At 69.7% G+C, this 20,125-nt stretch carries 20 protein-coding genes and 2 pseudogenes; 6 read left to right on the top strand and 16 right to left on the bottom strand.

The features are described 5' to 3' along the window. Nucleotides 1-103: 103 nt before the first annotated feature. Nucleotides 104-337 (bottom strand): annotated as a pseudogene (locus ABT078_RS24260) (hypothetical protein); the annotation flags it as partial. Between the two features lie 168 nt (nucleotides 338-505). On the opposite strand from ABT078_RS24260, the gene ABT078_RS24255 reads away from it, so the two are divergent. Then, nucleotides 506-715, top strand: coding sequence for a hypothetical protein (locus ABT078_RS24255; protein WP_351231081.1), 210 nt, complete (start codon nucleotides 506-508; stop codon nucleotides 713-715). Nucleotides 716-1,183: 468 nt separating this feature from the next. On the opposite strand, the gene ABT078_RS24250 is transcribed toward ABT078_RS24255, so the two are convergent. Together ABT078_RS24250 and ABT078_RS24245 are read right to left on the bottom strand one after the other, a co-directional pair. Continuing rightward, on the bottom strand, nucleotides 1,184-1,603 hold the full coding sequence (locus ABT078_RS24250) for a DUF5958 family protein (RefSeq protein WP_351231079.1): 420 nt from the start codon (nucleotides 1,601-1,603) through the stop codon (nucleotides 1,184-1,186). Nucleotides 1,604-2,148: 545 nt separating this feature from the next. Further along, a pseudogene (locus ABT078_RS24245) lies at nucleotides 2,149-2,295 on the bottom strand (GntR family transcriptional regulator); the annotation flags it as partial. Nucleotides 2,296-2,805: 510 nt separating this feature from the next. Between ABT078_RS24245 and ABT078_RS24240 the strand changes: the two are divergent. After that, nucleotides 2,806-3,501, top strand: a complete 696-nt coding sequence (locus tag ABT078_RS24240) for a hypothetical protein (RefSeq protein ID WP_351231077.1) — start codon at nucleotides 2,806-2,808, stop codon at nucleotides 3,499-3,501. Between the two features lie 765 nt (nucleotides 3,502-4,266). Here ABT078_RS24240 and ABT078_RS24235 read toward each other — a convergent pair. From ABT078_RS24235 to ABT078_RS24220, 4 genes are all read right to left on the bottom strand, one after another. Then, nucleotides 4,267-5,214, bottom strand: coding sequence for a restriction endonuclease (locus ABT078_RS24235; RefSeq protein WP_351231075.1), 948 nt, complete (start codon nucleotides 5,212-5,214; stop codon nucleotides 4,267-4,269). A gap of 327 nt (nucleotides 5,215-5,541) precedes the next feature. Beyond that, complete coding sequence (locus tag ABT078_RS24230) at nucleotides 5,542-5,982, bottom strand: VOC family protein (RefSeq protein ID WP_127357022.1); 441 nt, start codon at nucleotides 5,980-5,982, stop codon at nucleotides 5,542-5,544. Nucleotides 5,983-6,102: 120 nt separating this feature from the next. Further along, nucleotides 6,103-6,354: a hypothetical protein gene (locus tag ABT078_RS24225; protein WP_351231073.1), complete on the bottom strand. Its 252-nt coding sequence runs from the start codon at nucleotides 6,352-6,354 to the stop codon at nucleotides 6,103-6,105. A 202-nt stretch (nucleotides 6,355-6,556) separates the two neighbouring features. Further along, nucleotides 6,557-9,100 (bottom strand): SpoIIE family protein phosphatase, encoded by a 2,544-nt coding sequence (locus ABT078_RS24220; RefSeq protein WP_351231071.1) that lies wholly within the window; start codon nucleotides 9,098-9,100, stop codon nucleotides 6,557-6,559. 142 nt (nucleotides 9,101-9,242) lie between these two features. On the opposite strand from ABT078_RS24220, the gene ABT078_RS24215 reads away from it, so the two are divergent. Continuing rightward, nucleotides 9,243-9,893 (top strand): response regulator, encoded by a 651-nt coding sequence (locus ABT078_RS24215; RefSeq protein ID WP_351231068.1) that lies wholly within the window; start codon nucleotides 9,243-9,245, stop codon nucleotides 9,891-9,893. A gap of 176 nt (nucleotides 9,894-10,069) precedes the next feature. Here ABT078_RS24215 and ABT078_RS24210 read toward each other — a convergent pair whose 3' ends face one another. Then, nucleotides 10,070-11,245: a sensor histidine kinase gene (locus tag ABT078_RS24210; RefSeq protein WP_351231066.1), complete on the bottom strand. Its 1,176-nt coding sequence runs from the start codon at nucleotides 11,243-11,245 to the stop codon at nucleotides 10,070-10,072. Between the two features lie 88 nt (nucleotides 11,246-11,333). On the opposite strand from ABT078_RS24210, the gene ABT078_RS24205 reads away from it, so the two are divergent. The 3 genes from ABT078_RS24205 (at nucleotide 11,334) to ABT078_RS24195 (ending at nucleotide 12,621) form a co-directional block, all read left to right on the top strand. Next, a complete protein-coding gene (locus ABT078_RS24205; protein WP_351231064.1) occupies nucleotides 11,334-11,714 on the top strand; it encodes a trimeric intracellular cation channel family protein in 381 nt (126 codons plus the stop codon). Beyond that, the gene (locus ABT078_RS24200) at nucleotides 11,633-12,085 is read left to right on the top strand and encodes a TRIC cation channel family protein (RefSeq protein WP_351231062.1); all 453 of its coding nucleotides are present in this window, start codon (nucleotides 11,633-11,635) and stop codon (nucleotides 12,083-12,085) included. Before ABT078_RS24205 ends, ABT078_RS24200 begins: the two co-directional genes overlap by 82 nt. Nucleotides 12,086-12,225: 140 nt before the next feature. After that, entirely contained in the window at nucleotides 12,226-12,621 is a 396-nt protein-coding gene (locus ABT078_RS24195; protein WP_351231059.1) for an ATP-binding protein, read from the top strand. A gap of 399 nt (nucleotides 12,622-13,020) precedes the next feature. Here the strand turns inward: ABT078_RS24195 and ABT078_RS24190 are convergent, their stop codons facing one another. From ABT078_RS24190 to ABT078_RS24155, 8 genes are all read right to left on the bottom strand, one after another. Continuing rightward, nucleotides 13,021-13,161, bottom strand: coding sequence for a hypothetical protein (locus ABT078_RS24190; RefSeq protein WP_351231057.1), 141 nt, complete (start codon nucleotides 13,159-13,161; stop codon nucleotides 13,021-13,023). 91 nt (nucleotides 13,162-13,252) lie between these two features. Next, on the bottom strand, nucleotides 13,253-13,963 hold the full coding sequence (locus ABT078_RS24185; protein ID WP_351231055.1) for a GntR family transcriptional regulator: 711 nt from the start codon (nucleotides 13,961-13,963) through the stop codon (nucleotides 13,253-13,255). A 42-nt stretch (nucleotides 13,964-14,005) separates the two neighbouring features. Then, nucleotides 14,006-14,965, bottom strand: a complete 960-nt coding sequence (locus ABT078_RS24180; protein WP_351231052.1) for an ornithine cyclodeaminase family protein — start codon at nucleotides 14,963-14,965, stop codon at nucleotides 14,006-14,008. Beyond that, nucleotides 14,962-15,963, bottom strand: a complete 1,002-nt coding sequence (locus tag ABT078_RS24175; RefSeq protein ID WP_351231050.1) for a proline racemase family protein — start codon at nucleotides 15,961-15,963, stop codon at nucleotides 14,962-14,964. Before ABT078_RS24175 ends, ABT078_RS24180 begins: the two co-directional genes overlap by 4 nt. Before the next feature lie 41 nt (nucleotides 15,964-16,004). Beyond that, on the bottom strand, nucleotides 16,005-16,907 hold the full coding sequence (locus tag ABT078_RS24170; protein ID WP_351231048.1) for a dihydrodipicolinate synthase family protein: 903 nt from the start codon (nucleotides 16,905-16,907) through the stop codon (nucleotides 16,005-16,007). A gap of 139 nt (nucleotides 16,908-17,046) precedes the next feature. Further along, nucleotides 17,047-18,603 (bottom strand): FAD-dependent oxidoreductase, encoded by a 1,557-nt coding sequence (locus tag ABT078_RS24165; protein WP_502981288.1) that lies wholly within the window; start codon nucleotides 18,601-18,603, stop codon nucleotides 17,047-17,049. Beyond that, entirely contained in the window at nucleotides 18,584-18,898 is a 315-nt protein-coding gene (locus ABT078_RS24160; RefSeq protein WP_351231044.1) for a (2Fe-2S)-binding protein, read from the bottom strand. The genes ABT078_RS24165 and ABT078_RS24160 overlap by 20 nt, the downstream gene beginning before the upstream one ends. Further along, on the bottom strand, nucleotides 18,895-20,070 hold the full coding sequence (locus ABT078_RS24155; protein WP_351231042.1) for an NAD(P)/FAD-dependent oxidoreductase: 1,176 nt from the start codon (nucleotides 20,068-20,070) through the stop codon (nucleotides 18,895-18,897). Before ABT078_RS24155 ends, ABT078_RS24160 begins: the two co-directional genes overlap by 4 nt. Nucleotides 20,071-20,125: the final 55 nt, after the last annotated feature.

Genomic DNA, 20,125 nt, shown 5'->3' with positions numbered 1-20,125 from the left:
TGGGCGCTGCTGCGTGACGGACGGGTCTTCACCGCCGCCCCACCGGTCACGCAAGCGGCTTGACTTCGTCATTGAGACTCCAGCCCAAAGCCGCTACGCCGACCTACGGAGCTGCCTTCGCCGGATCCCCAGAATGGGCCCTGCGGGTCGGGGCATGGTGCTCTGGTCGACCTGGCCGCGGTGCGAGCAGACGGTCCATGTGGCTGATCGCCTCCCGCTGGGTGTCGTGGACGACGTGCGTATAGAGGTCCATCGTGATGCTGATCTGACTGTGTCCGAGGGTCTCCATGATGACCCTCGGCGCGACACCGGCCGCCGTCAGCAGCGTGGCGCAGCCAGCCGGTACCTCTGTCTTCGCCCCGTCCAGCGTCGGAGGGGTTGCGGCGTCTGCCTGCCACGACTCGCGGGTCCGCTCACCGTCACCCATTCTGAGTAATAGGGCGCCCCTGACATAAGCGCGGTCATCCCGAAGCGCCGAACCAGGAAGACTAGAGAGGAGAATGTCATGCGTATACGACGACTCCTAGGCCTCGCCCTCGCCACAGCAACCCTGGCCGGCGTGAGTGCCGTCGGCGCCGCCACCGCTCAGGCAGCGACGTATCCAGCGATCTCGGCCGAAGAGTGCACGGCCCAGGGCGGAACGGTCAACCAGGGCGGCCCCTACCGCGGCCCCACGTGCACCTTCCCCGACGGGCACTCGGAAAGCATTACCTGAGCGCGCCGGACCAGATGGGCGGGGCATGGTGGCCCTGACATCATGGAGCATCGCCCCGCGTACAGATCCACCGGAGCTCTTTGCGCAGAGCGTCACGAGCGCGCACTACCCAACCTCCAGTGAGACGGCACCACTTGGAGCTGACCTCCTGCCGGCCCGCAAGCCCTCTGCAAGCTGCGGTGACGGCAATCCCCGACGGCAACGTCTGCACACTGAAGCGGTCTCGACCGCTTCCCGGAGCACGTACCGCGCCTTGCCGTCAGCTCGGCAGGCAGGCGAGCCGTCCAGACGAAGCGCAAGATACGCAAGAAGCGCCAGCCCAAGCTGACATCCACAGGTGACTTCAACGACGCCGAACAACAACGCACTTGCACGCCCCGCCGTGCACTCCGCCACCGCAGGACTCCGGGGCCAAAGCGAGCGCTGATCGAACTCCTAAAGCGGGTGTCGCCCCGTGAGCGAGCGCCGTCACGGGGCCGTCTCCTGGCTGGCGGTCAGGTGATGCCAGGGGTGGCTGCAGCTGTGGACACGGCATCGTGCCCTGCGTCTGCCGTCCGCGACGGCCAGCAGGGCGATCAGCAGACGGAAGGCCTTCATTCGCTCGTGCTGCGGGGTCAGCCCGGCGATTCTCCCCACCTGGTCCTCGATCTGTCCTCGAACGAGCATGACCGCAGGAGTGTGGGTCGGCCGAAGGCCGGAACGCCGGATGCTCTCCAGGGCTTCCTCTGCGGTGGGATGAGCCTGGAAGCAGAACACCGCTAGCAGGCCCAGCGTCCCGGTCTGTTCGTCCTCGGAGAGGGACGCGAACCATGCGATCCCCTCGTCGAGCGGGCGCAGGTCCTGGGCGAGTTCGTTCAGGTACTCCCCGGTGCCCGGTCTGTATCGCATGGCTTTCCCTCCCGTCTCGGCTGTCCGCCCATCGTCATCTGTCGGAGGCCACCGCCGCATTCCCATATTGCGGACCCAGAGCCAGCAGGGCGACGTGCCCTCTGAAGGGGCGCTTCCCTTGCCGACCTTGGTTCTGGTGGCGCGACCGCAGGTTCGCGCGTGCTGCCGCACTACGCGCTGAGGACGCGGCCAGCAGAGCGCGATAGCCCGGGGCCGTCTCTGGGCCGTCCGAGGCCACTCAAGGACGGCCAACAACGACCAAGGACGGCAGCACGGTTACAGGTCAATAGTGCCCGAGATCGCTCGCAAGACCCAGGGCAAGAAGAAATATCGCCCACTCGCTCTCACTGCGCCCCCCTGCCTGCGATTGTTCCGCGGGCAGGGGGCTCGTCGCTGCGCTCGGGCCGACGTCGTGACGCACGTCAACGCACCCCGGGAGGAAGTCGCCTGCCGGTACCGCTCACGTCGCCGCAGCTTCAGGTCGCCGGGGGCCGGTGACAGGACGTAGGCGTCAGCCGCCAGGTTTCGCACACTTCCACAGCCCGCCGGCGCCGTCGGGCGAGCACGCGCCGCACTGAACCGACGCGCGCGGAGACTTCCAGACCGGCCTTCTTCTCCTTCACCTCCAGTCTGTCGGCCTGTGGAGGACTGGCCAGCCGCACCCCCTCAACGATGAACGCGGACGCACCTTCTGTTGCCTGGGTCGGGCAGCTCCAAAGCTCACGGATCATGATCACGCGCCGAGGCTGCTCGACCGACCTGCGGCGCGCTGTGGAGCGCCGTCCCACCCGTGCATCCACGCTCGATGAGGTACACAACTGTCGGCTGTCGAACCGCCAGCGAAGGCCCGTCTTGCCGTTAAAGATCGAAAACTATCGCCCCAGCATGCAGCGTGGTTGACCCGCGTAGAGGACGTCATAGCTAGGGGTGATACATGTGAAGTGATACTTAGTTGTCCTACGGCACTCGCTGTACCGCGCATCGCCGTCGCGCCCCATTCCGTGCACTCAGCTACCAGAGATCCGACAAGGCAGTCCAACATTGGGGGCGTGCGAACCGAACCCAGGCTCAGCCATGAAGACACCATCGCGGAACTGCTTCGATCCTCCCGAAGGCTCGGGAAAGCGGTACCCATCCGACGGTCCTTCGTGCAACGGCCACTACGGTCGGAAAATGGAGCGGCGCGCAGCAAGCCAGGACCAATGGCTCAGCTCGTGGCGAGCAGGCAAGAGAAGGCATTGGATCTTCTTCTACTCGTGTACGCCGTCACCGTAAAGGAAGACTTCAGCACCTCTCATTGGTCCACGACGTGGGCCCGAGCCATCAACGGCTCGTACGACGAGCGAAGCGCTTCCGCGCAAATTTCTCGCCTCTGGCGTCAACTCGAAAGCCATAAGTTGATCACGCGGAGCCAGAGCGGACGGCAGGCGAATGTCAAAAAACTAAGAGAAGATGGCACCGGAAAGCCCTACACGCGACCCCTGGCCGAAAAGGATGGATTCCTTGGCGAGGTCTATTTCAAACTTCCATATGGATACTGGGATTCAAACTGGCATAACCGTCTTACGCTTCCCGCAAAGGCAGTCCTGTTCATTGCAATGAGTCTGCGCAAACCCGAATTTACCTTGCCAGACCGCTGGACGTCAGAGTGGTACGGGATTTCCGAAGCAACCGTGACACGGGGGCGAGCCAAGTTGGAGGCCGAGGGAATCATCGCCGTGGCACGAGAGGAGACGACTTCCAGCCTCAAAGAGATGCACGGCTTCGGGAGGCGCATTTACTACAGACTAGAAGATCCATTCAACCGGAACATTCGTAACGGGTTGACTCAAACCTCCCCAATGGGCCCCTCAAGTGGAAAAGGGAAGGCGATAATCCGCAGCATTCGCCCTGATTAGCGCAGGAAGACGGGGGTAGCTCCCTGCGTCACCAGAGAGCCACCGACACACATTGATAATGAACATCAGACAGGAGATCACCATCAACGCCTACGAGCGTACGGCCAGCCAGACACCAGTCAACAGGCCGACCGAAGGAACAGCGCCTGCGGGCCCCACCGCCCTCGCCCCCGCTATGGGAGGCGCAGTGGGAGGAGGAATCACCGCTGGAGTCATTTCGGCAGCAACTGGCAGCCCAAGCGCTCTTCTGGCAGTGCTTGGTGTTGTCGGTCTGCTCCTTCTGCTCGTCCTCGGGCCAGCGGTCTGGTCCAGGAAGGCGGAACGGCGGGAAGCCGCACTCGCAGTAGTGGATCGGATCTTCGGTCCCGCAGGACATCGGCCAAGCTGAGGCTGGCACCTGCACAGGGTCACCCCAAATGAAAAACGGGAGACGGTGTTGGGTGACTTCGGAGGTATACGTCTTCCACTTCCGCCGGGCCCCAAGATCACAGCCGAGGGCGCAGGCGTCGTGGCCACGTGCTGGCCGTCGTGGGCCTCTCTAGGAGGCAGCCCAAAAGCGTGGCTGAGTCCGACGAGGCATACGCGTTCATGATCGGTTGGCGCCCTCACCGTCGTGGCTGACCGTCGTCGGCCGTGGCACAGACAAGCCCCGGGGGGCTGGTCTGGAGCAATGACTGTGCTGGCCGGCGAACGGACAACAAGCGGATGGCGGACAGTGCTGCCGCCTGCTCTTGATGCCGTCCGACCCGGCCAGGTGCAGAGTGCTCAGTCCGACTCAGAGAAGATCTTGGAGACGGGCAGGAAGCAGTGCCCTGTCTCGCTCGCGTGCCGCTTCTTGCGGCGCATCAACTCGTCCAGGCGGATGCGTTGGTCGAGCACAGCCATAAAGTCGCCCCCATCCATCGTGATGAACGGCGTGCTGAGGCTGTAGACCGCCAGGGCGTCCGAGGTGAAGTTGCTCATGCTGATGTATAGGCCGAGGGTGTTCTTGCCCTTGCGCTCGATGTTGCTCTTGAAGACGTCCAGCTCCCGGCGACCGATGGCCTCTTTCCACCACTTGGCTTCGAGGACGTAGTGGTCAGTGTCGAATGAGAACGCACCATCGATCTGCTCGTGGTCCAAGCTGTATGCCGCCCGCGGTTCCAGGTCGTACAGGGCGAACAGCTCATTGATGAAGCCCTCGAAGTCTCTCCCCCGCTGCTGCGGGTTGGCAGCCGAGTGCATCACGATGAACCGTTGATTCAGCTCCTCATGGGCCTGGGCAAACGCTCGGTCGTCCTGGGCCTGTTTGGCGCTCTCCGCGATGGCAACCGCGTGTGCCTCATGCTCCGCGATGACCTCACGCTGCTTGGCAGTCCAACGCCTCAACTCCGCTACAGCCGCAGTCGCTTTGGCTACTTTCTCTTCCCCATCCTGCTGGGAAGTCAGGTTAGGGAAGGTCTCCATGTCGGCGATGTCGAGCATGAGTGCGACCGTCAGGTCGAGGTACCGGGCCTCATTGGCTTGCAGCAGGTTAACCAACTGGCCGGACACTTCCCGCTTGGTGGACGACGGGAAGCTCAGCTGTGCCAGGAGCTCACTGTGGTCCTTCAGCATTGCTCGGACGTAGAGCTCAAAAGGTCCTTTGTTCCAGTAGATCGTGGTCAGCGCCTCGACTAGTGCCGTGTATGCGGCCGGGCGGATGGCCTTACTGCGGTTGTTGGGCTGCGGCACCGTCCCCCTCCTCCTTACGCACGATGACCGACCTATCACGGTACCGCGCGATCAGTCGATGACCAGCCTGTATGACGGGATTTGATCCCGGAAGGGCTTCGATCCTGCGCCGACACCAAGATGATTTTGGTCGGGCTGACATCCACAGGTGACATCAACGGCATCGGACGTAGGTACCCATGCACGTCTCAGCACGTACCCGTCGATCGAGCAGGGGCGCTGCCGGGCCGCGCTCGGATCGAACTCCTGAAGCGGGTGTCGCAGGTTCGAATCCTGCCTGGAGCACAAGGGACAGCCCCGCACCGATCATGGTGCGGGGCTCCTTCGTCAGCGCAGTTGCTCGGCCAGTCCGACGATGATGCCCTCCGGGCCGCGGATGTAGCAGAGCAGATAGCTGTCCTCGAACCGGGCGATCTCGCCGACGAGTTCGGCGCCGTGAGGGCGCAGACGGGCAACGGTGTCCTCGATGTCGTCGACGGCGAACATGACGCGGTGCGTGCCCAGAATGTTGTGCGGCCGGTTGCGCGGCCCGGCGCTGATCACCGCGGGGCTGCGGTACTTCGCCAGCTCGAGCCGGCTGTGACCGTCCGGGGTCCGGACCATCGCGATGTCACAGCGGACGCCGTCGAGTCCGGTGCACTGGTCGGCGAAGAGGCCCTCGACCTCCGCCCTGCCCTCCAGCTCCATACCGAGTTCCACGAAGAACGCGATGGCGGCATCCATGTCTTCGACGACGATACCGACGTTGTCCATCCGCTGAATCGCCATGCTGGGTTCTCCTTCTTCCTCGTGCGGCCGGTGGTGGGCCGCTGATGTCCCTGGGACGGAGCCGGTGGCACGTTCTCGACATCCCCAGGCCGCCGAACTCCGAAAGATCTGGATCGCGCCTCAGGTGAGATTCATCCGGATGTGCCAACCCACCGCCAGCACGATGAGAATGGCTCCCACGAAGGCCCACACCGTGGTTGCTGCGCTGTGCGAGGTATAGATCAGAGCAATCATGCTCAGCCAGATACCCGGCAGGAGCGGCCGTAGCCAGTGGACGTTGGCGCCCCCCTGTCGAATATGTGTCGAAGGCGCCGATCTATCGCGCTCGGCGTCCGTGGAGCACCAGGTCAGGAGGGATGCGCCGACGATCACACCAGGCGCCTTCGAAGCGCCTGCCTACTGCGCTGCCCGGTCAGCCGGGGCCGTCGTGGGGCCGTTGAACGTAGCGGAAGGCTGACCACGGACGACAGTCAACGACAGCCCCGCCGCAGGTGGGAGGGGCCGTCGTTGACAATGGCAGAGCTCAGAAACCCACCCCGTGAGTTCCGCGACATCTGATCCGTGAGGACGGCCGTCAGCCGGAGGGCAGGGCCTGTTCCGTCCAGATGGACTTGCCGTCGCGGCTGTACCGCGTCCCCCACCGCAGGACGAGCTGGGCCACGATGAACAGCCCGCGTCCGCCTTCGTCGTCGTCCGCGCTGTGGCGCAGGTGGGGGGCGGTGTGGCCCGCGTCCGCGACCTCGCACACGAGGGTGCAGTCGCGGATGAGTCGCACGTGCAGCGGGCCCTCGGCGTACCTGACGGCGTTCGTGACCAGCTCGCTGACGATCAGCTCGGTGGAGAACACGAGCTCCTCCAGGCCCCAGTCGGTCAGCCGGCCGGCCACCAGCTCCCGCGCGTGGCCGGCGGCGACCGGCTCCGCGCGCAGGGTCCAGGCGGCGACCCTGCGGCTGTCGAGTTCGCGGGTACGGACCAGCAGGAGCGCCGTGTCGTCGGTGGTGGTGCTGCCGGGAAGGAGTTCGGAGATGACACGGTCGCAGAGCTCCTCCAGGGAACTCGAGTTCTCGCTGAGGACCTTCCCCAGGGTCTCCAGCCCCTTGTCGATGTCCCGGTCGCGCAACTCGACGAGGCCGTCCGTGAAGAGGGCCAGCAGACTGCCCACGGGCAGTTGGACCTCGAGGGACTCGAAAGGCAGTCCCCCGAGTCCCAGCGGCGGGCCGGCCGGCAGATCCGGGAAGCTGACATGCCCGCCGGGCTCCACGATCGCGGGGGGCAGATGGCCCGCGCGGGCCATGGTGCAGGACCGCGACACGGGGTCGTAGACCGCGTAGAGGCAGGTGGCCCCGGCTGCGACATCGTCGTCGGCGGCGGCTTCGAGGGGGTCCGCACCGGCCTCCGCCGTCTGCCCCACGAGATCGTCGAGCCGCTTGAGGAGTTCGTCGGGCGGGATGTCCATCGGCGCGAGCGCACGCACCGTCGTACGCAGCCGTCCCATGGTGGCCGCCGCGTGGAGCCCGTGGCCCACCACGTCCCCGACCACGAGTCCGACGCGCGTTCCGGACAGTGGGATGACGTCGAACCAGTCGCCGCCGACGCCACTCAGATCATCCGTGGGCAGATAGCGATGAGCCACCTCGACCGCCGAGTTCGGCGGCAGGTACTGGGGAAGGAGCTGCCGCTGAAGAGCGAGCGCCGCAGCACGTTCGCGCGTGTAGCGGCGGGCGTTGTCGATGGACACCGCGGCCCGGGCGGCCAGTTCGTCCGCCACCGCGACGGCACCGCTGTCGAAGATCCCCGACCCGCTGCGGCGTACGAAGGTGACAAGGCCGAGGGAACTGCCGCCGGCGCGCAGCGGCACGACGAGTGTGTCGTCCTCGAGCACGAGCCCGCCCGAGGCGAGGCTGCGGTGCTGGGGCGAGCCGTTCTCGTACTCCACCGGATGCGGCGGACGGCCCGGTGCCCGCGCGGAGTTCGCGGAGCCCGCGGAACCCTCCGGTGCGGCCGAGCGGGAGGACGCGCGGACCAGCTCGGTGCCCGCCGGGCCCGCGACGCCCGGCACCTCGCCCTCCAGCACGGCCGGAGCGAGGTCCACCTCGACCAGGTCGGCGAACTCGGGCACCGCCACGGCGGCCAGCTCGTCCGTGGTGGCGATCACGTCCAGCGTGGTGCCGACGCGACGGCCGGCCTCGACCAGCAGATTGAGCTGGCGCTGCGTCTCGTAGCGGTCGGAGATGTCGAACGCGTCCTCGCACACGCCGAACACATGGCCGTCCGGGCCCTGCAACCGGTAGTACGAACAGGACCACAGGTGTTCCTTGCCGGGGTCGCTGGGCTGCTGTCCGCGGAAGTGCAGATCGATGATCGGCTCCCCGGTCTCCAGCACCTGGCGCATGACCGCATGCAGCGTTTCCGGGTAGCCCGGTGTCACGAACCTGCCTCTGGGGTACAGCTCGTCGGCCAGCCTGCCCCGGAGTTTCACGAGCGGCAGCCCGAGCTCGACCTCGGAGGCGGCGTTGCACCAGACGAGACGGAAGTCGGTGTCGTATATGGCGAAACCCAGAGGTGACTGGACCGCCAGCCCGTCCAGCATGGCCAGCCGGGACTCCCAGTCCCTCAGCCGTTCGCGCTCGGCCGCCATGAGGACCCGCTGTGCCGGCCCGGTTCCGGACAGGTGACAGGCCACGGTGACGAGTGGCAGACGGTGACCGTCGCGGTGGACGGCGATCTGCACGTCACGCTCGGGCGGCCAGGGCAGGACCGGCTCGCCGGCGGGCTGGTCGGCCGGCGCGGGTCCGGGCGTGGATGCGGGTGCGGGCGTGGATGCGGGTGCGGGCGTGGATGCGGGTGCGGACGCGGGTGCGGACGCGGCTGGGGATCCAGTTGGGGATTCGGCCGTGGATCCGTCCGTGGATCCGTCCGTGGATCCGTCCGTGGACAGCAGAAATGTGCCGAGAGGCCGTCCGATGATCTCGGCCGGCCGGTAGCCGAGGAGCTCCTGCGCGGCGGGACTCCAGCCGACCACGATGTCCTGGCCGTCGACCACGAAGGTGGCCGCCTTCGTCACGTCGAGCGGGCCACGGAAGTCGGCGTCCCCGGTCGCCTTCCTTGCGTAGCTCATGACGCCCTCACCGGCCTGCTTCATCAGGTCCAGACTCCGCCTGATGCTGACTCTGCGCAAGCGATCGGATCGCTCGTGCGCCCGGGCCCACGGCGCCTCCGGCGACGGCGCGTCGCGGTGCGACCTGCCGCATGATGGGACCATGATCCATGTCCTTGTCGTCGACGACAGCGAGATCGTGCGCCGCGGGCTGAGCGACATCATCGAGTCGACTGACGACATGCATGTCGTGGCCGAGGCCTGGGACGGCCGGAGTGCCGTGGATGCCGCCCGCCAGTTCAGCCCGGACGTCACCCTGCTCGACATCCGGATGCCGGGCATGGACGGGCTGGCCGCGACGCGCGAGATGAGGGAGCTGCCGCGGCCGCCCCGGGTGCTGATCCTGACGACGTTCAGTGCGGACGAGTACGTCGACGAGGCCGTACGGGCCGGCGCCAGCGGCTTCCTCCTCAAGGACACGCCTCCGGAGGAACTGCTGCGCGCCGTGCGTCAGGTGGCCGAGGGCAAGGCGGCCCTGGACCCGGCGGTGACCGGGCGGCTCCTGGACACGCTGGCCGGGCAGGCGTCGCAGCTCACGGCGGCGGAGAAGCAGTCCCTGGAGGCACTGTCGGAGCGGGATCTCGAGGTGCTGAGGCTGATCGCCAGGGGCCTGTCCAACGCCGATATCGGCGCCGCACTCCACATCAGCGAGGGGACGGTCAAGGGCCAGGTCAGCCGGCTGCTGGCGAAGATCGGCGCCGACAACCGGGTGCAGGCCGCCCGGCTGGCCTACCGGGCGCGCCTGGAGCGCTGACGCCCGCTCAGGGCGTCCGGGGCTGACGTTCGCCGTCCGCGGTCCAGGCTCGGAGTCGATCCGCACGCCGGTGCTCGAAGTCCGGCCTCGGCGTGGTGCCCCGAGTCGGTCCTGCGGGGCCGGTGCCGGGAGCCGGTCCGTACGGCGGTGCTCGGACTCGGCCCTCAGGCCGGTGCTCACGGTGCGGCGGGCCTGTGCGGGATGAAGGCGTCGATCCGGTAGCCACCGTCGTACGGCCCCGCCGTGATCTTGCCGTCGAGCAGCGCGACGCGCTCGGCCAGGCCGATCAGGCCGTTTCCGCCGCTCGGTGGCAGCGGTGGCGCGTCCACGTACCGGTCGCCGCCGGCCGGGTGGCCGTTGGTGACCTGCACCTCGACGCCGTCGACCCGGCACTCGACCACGACGCCGACCGACGCCCCGGGCGCGTGCTTGGCGGCGTTGGTGAGCCCTTCCTGGACGATGCGGTGGATGGCGCGCTGGACAGGGGCCGGCAGCGTCTCCGGGTGCCCGTCGATCCGCAGCGTCGCCGGACGGCCGAAACGGGCGGAGCGTTCGACGAGCTTGTCGAGCTGCGAGGCGTCGGGCTGCGGTGCCGTTGCGGCCGGCCGGTTCTGGCGGCCCCGGCGGCCGGGGGTGAGGACGCCGAGGACCTCGCGCAGTTCCTCCAGAGCCTGGTGGCCCTCGTCCCTGATCAGCTCGGCGGCCCGTGCGACGGCCGGGGCACCGCGGGCCTCGGGGCCGACCTTCAGCGCGCCGGCGGTGAGCACGATGTTGCCCACGCGGTGGGCGACCACGTCGTGGAGTTCGCGGGCGATACGGGCGCGTTCGCCCACCTGGGCGCGCTCGACCAGCAGATGCCGCTCCCGCTCCATGGCGTCGATCGTGGCCTGCGCCTCGATGGCGAGATCGCGGCGGATCGCGACGGCGTAGCCGACGACGAGCGGTCCGAGGATGAACGCGAGCGTGAAGGCCGCGGCCCGCAGATCCCAGTCCGGCGGACCGGCCCACAGCACGAGCACCCCCGCCGCGCAGCCCGCGACGCCGAACCGTACGAGGGTGCGGATGCGCCGGTACGCCTCGCCGACGGTGTACATGGCCACGGCCAGGGCCACCGGGGTGAAGGTGATCACGTAGCCCACCATGATGACCGCGGCCACCACGCCGGGGCTCCGGCGGCGCCACCACAGCACGGAGCCGACCAGGCCCGAGGTGACGGCGGCGACGGCGGTCGGCTGCCCGGTGAGCAGCCCGTTGGACGGTTTGATCCAGGTGTCGGCGACGCCGATGACCACGACGAGCGCGGTGAGCAGAGCGTCCTGCCGCCGCACCGACCAGCCTCGCCACCCGGTCACTGCGCCTTCACCACCTCACGCACGTCGTACATGACGCCGTATGTGACGCCGTATACGACGTCGTGCATGGCCGTAAGCGACGTCGTACATGTCGGACGTGACGTCGAGCATGTCGTGCACCTTTCGGCCACTGTATGACTTTCGTCGTGCCGAATCGCGACGACCGGCACGCCGCAGCGGTGTGCCGGTCCCCAAGACTGAACCCATGCTGCATGCGCTCTGCCTCGTGGGCATCGCCGCGTTCACCGCCAGCGGTGTGCTTGCCGCGCACCGCTCCCGGATGGACCCCTTCGGCGGGCTCGTCCTCGCCTTCGCCGCCTCCGTGTCGGGCGGCACCCTGCGGGACCTGATCCGGACCGTCACCCGCTGTACTGGACCCACGACTGGGTGCTGCTGGCGGTCATCGGTGTCGTCGCCGTCGCGACCATGGCGTATCTGCACAGGTGGGAGCTGCCCCAGCGGGCGCTGATGATCGTCGACGCGCTCGGGCTCGCGGTCGTGACCGTCATCGGGGCGCGCGCCGCCGTCGACGCGCAGGTCACCCCGCTCGCGGTGATCATCCTGGCGGTGCTCACCGGCGTGACGGGCGAGGTGGTGCGGGACGTGCTGTGCGGGCAGTTCCCTCCGCTGCTGCTGCGGGAGGAGGTGTACGCGACCGCCGCGGTCGCCGGCGCCGTGTGCTACCTGCTGCTGGACCGGGCGGGCGTCGGCACCGGTGTGGCCACACCGGTGGCGACGGGCCTGGTGTTCGTCCTTCGGATGACCGCGATCTTCCGGCGGATGAATCTGCCGACGTCGAGCCCGCGGCCGTCACACGACGAAAGTTACGTCGCGATGTGACGTACGACAGCCCGGAAACCGGCAGAAAGCGACGCTGCGGGCCCGTTCCGCGCCGCCACGCTGGAAGGAGTCCAGTGGACCGGCGGGACAACCGGTCCGGCGGACGGACCTCCCCGACTGTGACTGCTTGGAGCGCACTCATGACCGGAAACGGCGCTGTCGCCATCCTGCCCCGTCACCCCCGCGCAGCGGCTCAGGCCCGGCGCGTCCTCGATGAGGTCGCCCCCGCAGACTGCGAGATCACCGAGACCGCGGCGTTGCTGCTGTCCGAGGTGGTGTCGAACGCCGTACGCCATGCCGACGGCATCGTCATCGAGGTCACCGTCGCCCTTGACGAGGCCGCCGGCGGCATCACCGGAGCGGTCTTCGACACCGAGCCGGGGATGGGCGGCGGAGCCCGCTCGGGCGACGAACCAGCGGACGCCATGGAGACCGGCCGCGGGCTGGACCTCCTGGAGGCGCTGGCCGGGTCCTGGGGTGTGACGACGGTCGGTGACCGCGGCAAGTGGGTGTGGTTCCAGCTCGCGGCGGCCTGAGCGGCGGCGGCTTGGGCGACGGCGGTGGCTTGGGCGACGGCGACGTACGACCGGCGTGACGGGCAGCCGCGTACGGGCCGAGCGGCTCGACCCTGTCGACGCGTGGCCCGGGATCCTCCACGACATCCGACACGGCGAACGCACCGGCCGGGTCACCGCGGATGCCGTGCCGGGCCGGCGGATGCGGCTCACGGTGCCGACGGCGTCGCTGCCACGTAGTCCCGAACGCCCGTCGGGCGTTGCAGACCTTCTCCGACGGACGGCCCGGACGGACGACGACCCGTCACCACGCTCCATGTGCCGGCCGAAGTCCACTGGATCCGGCCCGTTCGTCGGTGTGCACGCCGACACGGTGGCCACCGTGCTGAGAGGACCACACCGCGCGCAGCACAGCTCGCGTCACGTACCCGCTCTCTCCGCGACGAACGAGCGCAGCATCGCCGCGAGCCGCTCGGGCTGGTCCTCCGCGACCAGCGTGCGGCTGTCCTCGATCTCCACGAGCCGCCCCTGCGGTCCTGCGGAGAGTTCGATCTCGGGCATGGAGCCTCCTCGATCCCTCACGAAGTCGTCCGAGGAGGGGGCCGGGCGGTCGGCGTTGCGGACCGCGCCGGGCGGGGCCAGAGCCGGGCCGTCAGCGGATGCCGATACCGCGCCTCGGTCGAGGCTCCACCGGCTCGTCCGCGGACTCCGCCCACAGTGAGCGGACATGACCGAGATGGCGGGTCATGCACGCCTCGGCGGCCTGCGCGTCCCCGGCGAGCATCAGATCGAGCAGCTCATGGTGCTCCACCGCCGAGGCGATCAGCAGGCCGAGCTCGTCGAGTCTGGTGAGGCCATAGAGCCGGGAGCGCTTGCGGAGGTCTCCGACGGTCTCGACCAGGCGGTCGTTGCCGGCCAGGGCGAGCAGGCCGAGGTGGAAGCGGCGGTCCGCGTCGAGATAGCCGATCAGGTCGTGGCCGCTGGCGTACATCACGATCTCCTCGGCGACGGGGCGCAGCTTCTCCAACTGCTCCCTCGTCGCCAGCCGCGTGACGGCGCCGATGGTCGGCACCTCGATCAGCGCGCGGAGTTCGGTGTACTGGTCGAGGTCGCGCTCGCTGACCTCGGTGACCCGGAAGCCCTTGTTGCGGACGGGTTCCACCAAGCCCTCACGGGCGAGGTCGAGCATCGCCTCGCGCACCGGTGTGGCGGAGATCCCGAAGTCGGCCGCCAGGCCGGGCGCGGAGTAGACGTGGCCCGGGCGGAGTTCGCCCGCCACCAGCGCGGCACGCAGGGCGTGGGCGACCTGGTCGCGAAGCCGCTCCTGAGCGGTGATCAGGCTGATCTGCTTCAGGTCCCCCATGGCGCTTCCTCCGAGAATCCAGTGGAGGGCAAGCGTACAATGTCACGTTGCGCTGCCCGGTCGGCTCGTGGCCGCCCGATGGACAGCGGCGGCCACGGCAAGATCCTCCCAGGCCATGCCCACGCTCTTGAAGAGCTGTGGACAACCTGCGGCCGCGGTGACCCGTCCCATGACCAGCTCGGCGAGCGTGCCCCTGATGTGGTCGGGGCCGATGGCCCCTTCTGTCTCCGGAACGATGAGATCACCGGCCTCGCGGCCGGCGGCCGTCCGCGCCTCGACGTACACCGCCGAGCGGCGGACGAGCGCGGTGTCGGTCTCGCGGGCGTCCGGCTCGTGCGAGCCGACCGCGATCACGGTGGCGTGGTCCGGGACCAGTCGGCCGTCGAACAGCGGTCGGCGCGCGGTGGTGCAGCACAGGACGAGATCGGCGTCCGCCACATCGTCGGGAGTGCCGGTACGGGCGTCGAGCCCTCGTGTCCGGGCGTGTGCGGCCAGCTCCTCGGCCGGTTCCCGGCGTGGCGCGACCACCGTCACCCGCGTCAACGGCAGCACCGCGAGGGCCGCTTCGAGGTGGCCGTGGGCCTGTGGTCCGGCGCCGAAGAGCACGGCGTGCCCGGAGCCGGGCTCGGCAAGGTGTCGCAGGGCGACGGCGGAGACGGCCGGTGTGCGCAGGGCGGTGAGCGCCGCCCCGTCGAACAGGGCGAGCGGCACCAGGGTCTCCCCGTCGAGGAGCAGACAGCTCCCGGTGATCCGGGGCAGTCCGCGCGCCGGGTTCGCCGGGGCGACGCCGGCGATCTTCACTCCGGCGTATGTCCCGGCCGCGGCGGGCATCAGCAACAACTGGCCTGCTGTCACCGCGACATGGGTGCGGGGCGGGCAGCTCTCGGGGTCGAGGCCGTCCCTGAGCACCGCCTCCACGGCGTCGGCCGCGGCGGCGGGTGCCAGCAGCGCCGCGATGTCGTCGGCGCCGAACTGGAGCAGGCCCTTCGCGTGCACGGTCACAGGAGGAAGCCTCCGGGGAACGGGTCGGACGGATCCAGGAAGTACTGTGCGGTGCCGGTGATCCAGGCGCGGCCCGTGACGGTGGGGACGACGGCCGGCAGTCCGCCGACAATGGTCTCCCCGACGAGGCAACCGGTGAACTCCGTGCCGATGTACGACTCGTTGACGAAGTCACGGCCGAGGGGCAGTTCACCGCGCGCGTGGAGCTGTGCCATCCGGGCGCTGGTGCCGGTGCCGCACGGGGAGCGGTCGAACCAGCCGGGGTGAATGGCCATGGCGTGCCGGGATCGTACGGCGTCCGAGCCGGGGGCGGCGAGATAGACGTGCTTGACGCCGCCGATGCCCGGGTCCTCCGGGTGGACGGGCCGGTCGGTGGCGTTGATGGCGTCCATGACGGCGAGTCCGGCGGCGAGCAGGTCGTCCTTGCGGGCGCGGTCGAAGGGCAGGCCGAGGGCGTCCAAAGAGACGAAGGCGTAGAAGTTGCCGCCGTATGCCATGTCATAGGTGACCGTGCCATGTCCGGGTACATCGACCTTGCGGTCGAGCCCGAGACAGAACGACGGCACATTGGTGAGGGTTACGGAGGTGGCCTCGCCGTCCGAGACCTGTACGTCCACGCTGACGAGCCCGGCCGGGGTGTCGAGGCGGACCGTGGTGACGGGTTCGGTGGCGGGCACCATGCCGGTCTCGACGAGGACGGTGGCGACGCCGATGGTGCCGTGGCCGCACATGGGCAGCAGTCCGGACACCTCGATGTACAGCACTCCGTAGTCGGCGTCCGGCCGGGTGGGCGGCTGCAGGATCGCGCCGCTCATGGCGGAGTGTCCGCGCGGCTCGTACATCAGCAGCGTGCGGATGTGGTCGAGGTGCTCGATGAAGTGCAGCCGGCGTTCGGCCATGGTGGCGCCGGGGACGATCCCGACACCGCCGGTGACGACACGGGTGGGCATGCCTTCGGTGTGCGAGTCGACGGCGTGGTAGACGTGACGCGTGCGCATGGGTCCCCTTCTCGCTGCTGGTTCCCGGCGGCTGCCGGCGGCTACCGGTGGCCTTCGGCGAGCGCCTTCTCGGTGGCGGCGCGAACGGCCGTCTCCTGCTCACCCGTGAGCTGTGCGCGCGGCGGACGCGTCGGACCGCCGGGACGGCCGGTCACATCCATGGAGAGCTTGATGGCCTGGACGAATTCGGTTCTGGAGTCCCAGCGCAGCAGCGGGTGCAGGGACTTGTAGAGCGGCAGCGCGGTGTCCAGGTCGCCGGCGACGGCGGCGTGGTAGAGCGCGGCGCAGGAGGCGGGCAGCGCGTTGGGGTATCCGGCGATCCAGCCGACCGCGCCGGCCAGGGCGAGTTCGAGCAGGACGTCGTCCGCGCCGGCCAGCAGGTCGAGCCCCGGCGCGAGTTCGGCGATCTCGTACGCCCGGCGCACATCACCGCTGAACTCCTTGACGGCGACGATGCTCTGCTCGCCGTGCAGCCGGGCGAGCAGGGCGGGGGTGAGATCGGTCCTGGTGTCGTACGGGTTGTTGTACGCGACGACGGGAAGGCCGCAGCGCGCGACGGCGGCGTAGTGGGCGGAGACCGCGCCCTCGCCGGCACGGTAGGCGTTGGGTGGCAGCAGGAGGACGGATCCGGCGCCGGCCTCGGCGGCCTGGTCGGCCCAGCGGCGGGCCTCGGCGCTCCCGTACGCCGACACACCCGGCATCACGCGGTTCCCGTCGCCCGCCGCCTCGACGGCGGTACGGACGACGCGGGCGCGTTCGTCGTCGGTGAGCGTCTGGTACTCGCCGAGGGAGCCGTTCGGGACGACGCCGTCGCAGCCGTGCTCGATCAGCCAGGCGACATGGGCGTCGAAGGCGTCGTAGTCGATGGAGAGGTCGTCGCGGAGGGGCAGGGCGGTGGCGACCATGAGGCCGTGCCAGGGGCGCGTACGGGATGCGGGTGCCATGGCAACTCCTAGTGTGAGATGTGACATTTTATTAATCGTCGTGACGCCTCCACAAGGGCAAACACCCTCACCGTGCTCATGTCTGACGAGCCGTCGGCCCCCGGGCGCGTAGTCTCCCGCCCGAGTCTCGCCCCTGGCTTCAGGCCCGGTCCGCTTCGTTTGGCGGTACGGGCTCTCCGGGGTGCGCGTCCGGCCCGGGCAGACCGGCAAGCTGGTTCAGCGGCACCGGGCAGGACAGCGGCCGTCGGTCCGGGGCGGGCTCCTCGCCGGCCAGACAGGCCACCGCGGGCCCGCACATGCGCCCCTGGCACCAGCCCATTCCGGCGCGGGTCAGCAGTTTCACGGTGCGGGCGTCGTGCGCACCGAGTTGACCGGCTGCCTCCCTGATCAGCCCTGCCGGGACCTCCTCGCAGCGGCACACCTGGGTGGTGTCGTCGAGCCACGCGGTCCAACCGGGCCCCGGGCGGTGCACGGCCGCCATCACCTCGGCGAAGGCACGCAGCCGGTCCCGGCGGGCCCGCAGCACCGCCGCGCGCCTCGGCCGCGGGGTGCCGTGCAGGGCGCGAGCGACGGAAAGAGCGGCCAGTTCGCCCTCGGCCAGGGCGAGTTCGGCCCCGCCGATCCCGCCGGTCTCCCCCGCCGACCACACACCGGGGACGGAGGTGCGCTGCTCGTCGTCGAGATCCAGGACGGCAGTGCCGTCGGCCGAGCGGCGCGTGGCGCAGCCGAGTCCGGTGGCGAGCTCCAGCTGCGGGACCAGGCCGTGTCCGACGGCGAGCGCGTCGCACGGGATGCGGCGCGCGCTGCCGGACACGGGCAGCCAGTCGCGGTCGAGCCGCGTCACGGTCACGGCCTCGACCCGGTCCGAGCCGTGCGCCTCGGTGACCGCGTGCCGGGTGAGCAGTCGCACGCCGTGCCGGAACAGCACGCCGCCGTGCACGGCCCCTTCGGCGAGCTTGGCCGGATTCCGTACCAGGGCGGGCAGATGACGGGCGTACGCGGGGTACGCGGCGGCCTCCACGACCGCGGGCACCGCGGCCCCGGCGGCGGCGAGGGACCCGGCGACGGCGAGCAGCAGCGGTCCGCTGCCTGCGACGACGATCCGCTTGCCGGGCAGGACGAGGCCGGACTTGAGCATGGCCTGTGCCCCGCCGGCGCCGACGACGCCTGGCAGGGTCCAGCCGGGAAAGGGCAGTTGACGTTCGTAGGCGCCGGTGGCGATCAGCACCGTACGGGCTCGGACGGTGACGGCGCTCTCGTCGCCGCCGTGGCCCGCGACGGCGTGGAGCCGTCGGCACGGTGTCCCGCCCGGCTCCCCTGTCTGCGGGGCCTCTTCGGGGAGGACGGTCCACACATGGTGTGCGGGCAGCTGGCGGATGCGGCCCGAGGCCATGTGGGCGCGGAGTCCGCGTTCGAGGCGCGCGAACGCCTGCCACTGGTGGTGCAGGGCTTCGGGCCGCGCGGCGCGGAGGCCGGGTGCCGGGTGGCGGTAGAACTGTCCGCCGGGCCGCTCCCCCGCGTCCAGGAGCGTCACCCGCAGCCCCAGTGCGGCCGCGGTGACGGCGGCGGCGAGCCCGGCGGGGCCCGCTCCGACGACGGCCAGCTCGCAGGGCCCAGCGGGCCCGGAGGATTCGAGGGGCACCAGGCGACAAGAGGGCTGAGGGGGCTGACGGGGCTCAGACGGTGAGGTCGTCATGGCCGGTGCCCTTCTGAGTGGTGACCGCATCGCCCGGGCGGGCCGGAACCAGGCAGACGCGCTGGTTGGGGCGGCCGTTGACCGTGGCGAGGCAGTCGTAACAGGCGCCGATGCCGCAGAACGCCCCTCGGGGCGCGCCGCCGTCGCGGGTGGTGCGCCAGGCGAGGATGCCCGCCGACCAGAGCGCGGCGGCGACGCTCTGCCCGGGCAGCGCGGTGACGGGCCGCCCGTCGAAGGTGATCTCGTACGGGGGTCCGGGCTCGGCCCGCACCAGGGAGACCGGTGTCCTGGTCACTGCGCTGCTCCTGCCTGGTCGAAACGGTCTGGCCGGAACGGCCTCAGGTCCAGGGCGGACTGATCACCACTCAGGACGGCGGCGATCAGCAGCCCGGTCGCCGGGGCGAGCCCGATGCCCGCGCCCTCGTGGCCGCACGCGTGGAACAGGCCGGGCACGCGCGGGTCCGGGCCGATGGCGGGCAGGTGGTCGGGGAGGTACGGGCGGAAGCCGTGGTAGGCGCGGATGACGCGTACGCCTGCGAGTACGGGAAAGAGCGCGGCGGCCTGGCCGGCGAGCCGACGCAGGGCTTCGGCGGACAGGCTCCGGTCGAAGCCGACGCGCTCGCGGGTCGCGCCGATCAGGACCGGGCCGGCGGGCGTGCCTTCGACGACCGCAGAGGACTGGAGGGCGGCGGAGCCGCTGGCGACGTCGGAGATGTAGTCGGCGGCGTAGACCTTGTGGCGGACGACGCGCGGCAGGGGTTCGGTGACGAGGACGAAGCCTCGGCGCGGGAGGACCGGAAGGTGGGCGCCGGCAAGCCGGGCGAGGTCGCCGCCCCCGGTGCCGGTGGCGTTGACGACGGCCGGGGCATGCAGTTCCCCGCGTGGTGTGCGGACGCCGTGCAGGGTGCCGTCCGGCCGGGTGAGGACGGCGGTGACCTGCTCACCGAGGCGGATGCCGGCGCCCGACTCCCTGGCTGCTCGGAGCAGTTGGGCTGCTGCCCGGGCCGGCTGGACCTGGGCGTCCTGCGGGTAGTGGAAACCGCCCGCGAGTCCGTGCGCGAGGTGGGGTTCCAGGTCGTGGAGCCGGTCGGCGGGGATCTCCTCCGTCGTGACGCCGGCCTTCCGCTGCCCTTCGGCCAAGTCGCGCAGTGCGGTGAGGGCGGTCTCGTCGGGCGCCACGACGAGACCGCCCTTGGGCTCGTACTCCGTCTCCGGTGGGAGCACATCGGTGAGTTCGCGCCAGAGCCGGGTGGACAGCAGCGCGAGGTCGAGCTCGGGTCCCGCCTCCTTGTCGGAGACGAGGAGATTGCCTTCCCCGGCGCCGGTGGTGCCGCCCGCGACCCAGCCGCGGTCGACGACCGCGACGGCGAGTCCGGCGCGGCTCGCGTAGTAGGCGCAGGCCGCTCCGACCACGCCTGCGCCGATGATGACGGCGTCCAGGGGACCACGAGGGTTTCTGGTGGGCACAGCAGTAATATGTCACATTGCTATGTGCCGGGGAAGAGAATCATGTGGAACGGCA

The sequence above is a fragment of the Streptomyces sp. NPDC002133 genome, assembly GCF_040296405.1.
Classification (GTDB): domain Bacteria; phylum Actinomycetota; class Actinomycetes; order Streptomycetales; family Streptomycetaceae; genus Streptomyces.
The sequence above is the reverse complement of the archived record's forward strand: the minus strand, read 5'-3'. Positions and strand labels throughout refer to the sequence as shown.

Bases quoted from the DNA above. Each gene is read 5' to 3' on its own strand.
- ABT078_RS24255 (WP_351231081.1), top strand. From the start codon at position 506: ATGCGTATACGACGACTCCTAGGCCTCGCCCTCGCCACAGCAACCCTG.
- ABT078_RS24250 (WP_351231079.1), bottom strand. From the start codon at position 1,603: ATGCGATACAGACCGGGCACCGGGGAGTACCTGAACGAACTCGCCCAG.
- ABT078_RS24240 (WP_351231077.1), top strand. From the start codon at position 2,806: ATGGCTCAGCTCGTGGCGAGCAGGCAAGAGAAGGCATTGGATCTTCTT.
- ABT078_RS24230 (WP_127357022.1), bottom strand. From the start codon at position 5,982: ATGGCGATTCAGCGGATGGACAACGTCGGTATCGTCGTCGAAGACATG.
- ABT078_RS24220 (WP_351231071.1), bottom strand. From the start codon at position 9,100: ATGAGCTACGCAAGGAAGGCGACCGGGGACGCCGACTTCCGTGGCCCG.
- ABT078_RS24215 (WP_351231068.1), top strand. From the start codon at position 9,243: ATGATCCATGTCCTTGTCGTCGACGACAGCGAGATCGTGCGCCGCGGG.
- ABT078_RS24205 (WP_351231064.1), top strand. From the start codon at position 11,334: ATGTCGGACGTGACGTCGAGCATGTCGTGCACCTTTCGGCCACTGTAT.
- ABT078_RS24195 (WP_351231059.1), top strand. From the start codon at position 12,226: ATGACCGGAAACGGCGCTGTCGCCATCCTGCCCCGTCACCCCCGCGCA.
- ABT078_RS24190 (WP_351231057.1), bottom strand. From the start codon at position 13,161: ATGCCCGAGATCGAACTCTCCGCAGGACCGCAGGGGCGGCTCGTGGAG.
- ABT078_RS24185 (WP_351231055.1), bottom strand. From the start codon at position 13,963: ATGGGGGACCTGAAGCAGATCAGCCTGATCACCGCTCAGGAGCGGCTT.
- ABT078_RS24175 (WP_351231050.1), bottom strand. From the start codon at position 15,963: ATGCGCACGCGTCACGTCTACCACGCCGTCGACTCGCACACCGAAGGC.
- ABT078_RS24170 (WP_351231048.1), bottom strand. From the start codon at position 16,907: ATGGCACCCGCATCCCGTACGCGCCCCTGGCACGGCCTCATGGTCGCC.
- ABT078_RS24165 (WP_502981288.1), bottom strand. From the start codon at position 18,603: ATGACGACCTCACCGTCTGAGCCCCGTCAGCCCCCTCAGCCCTCTTGT.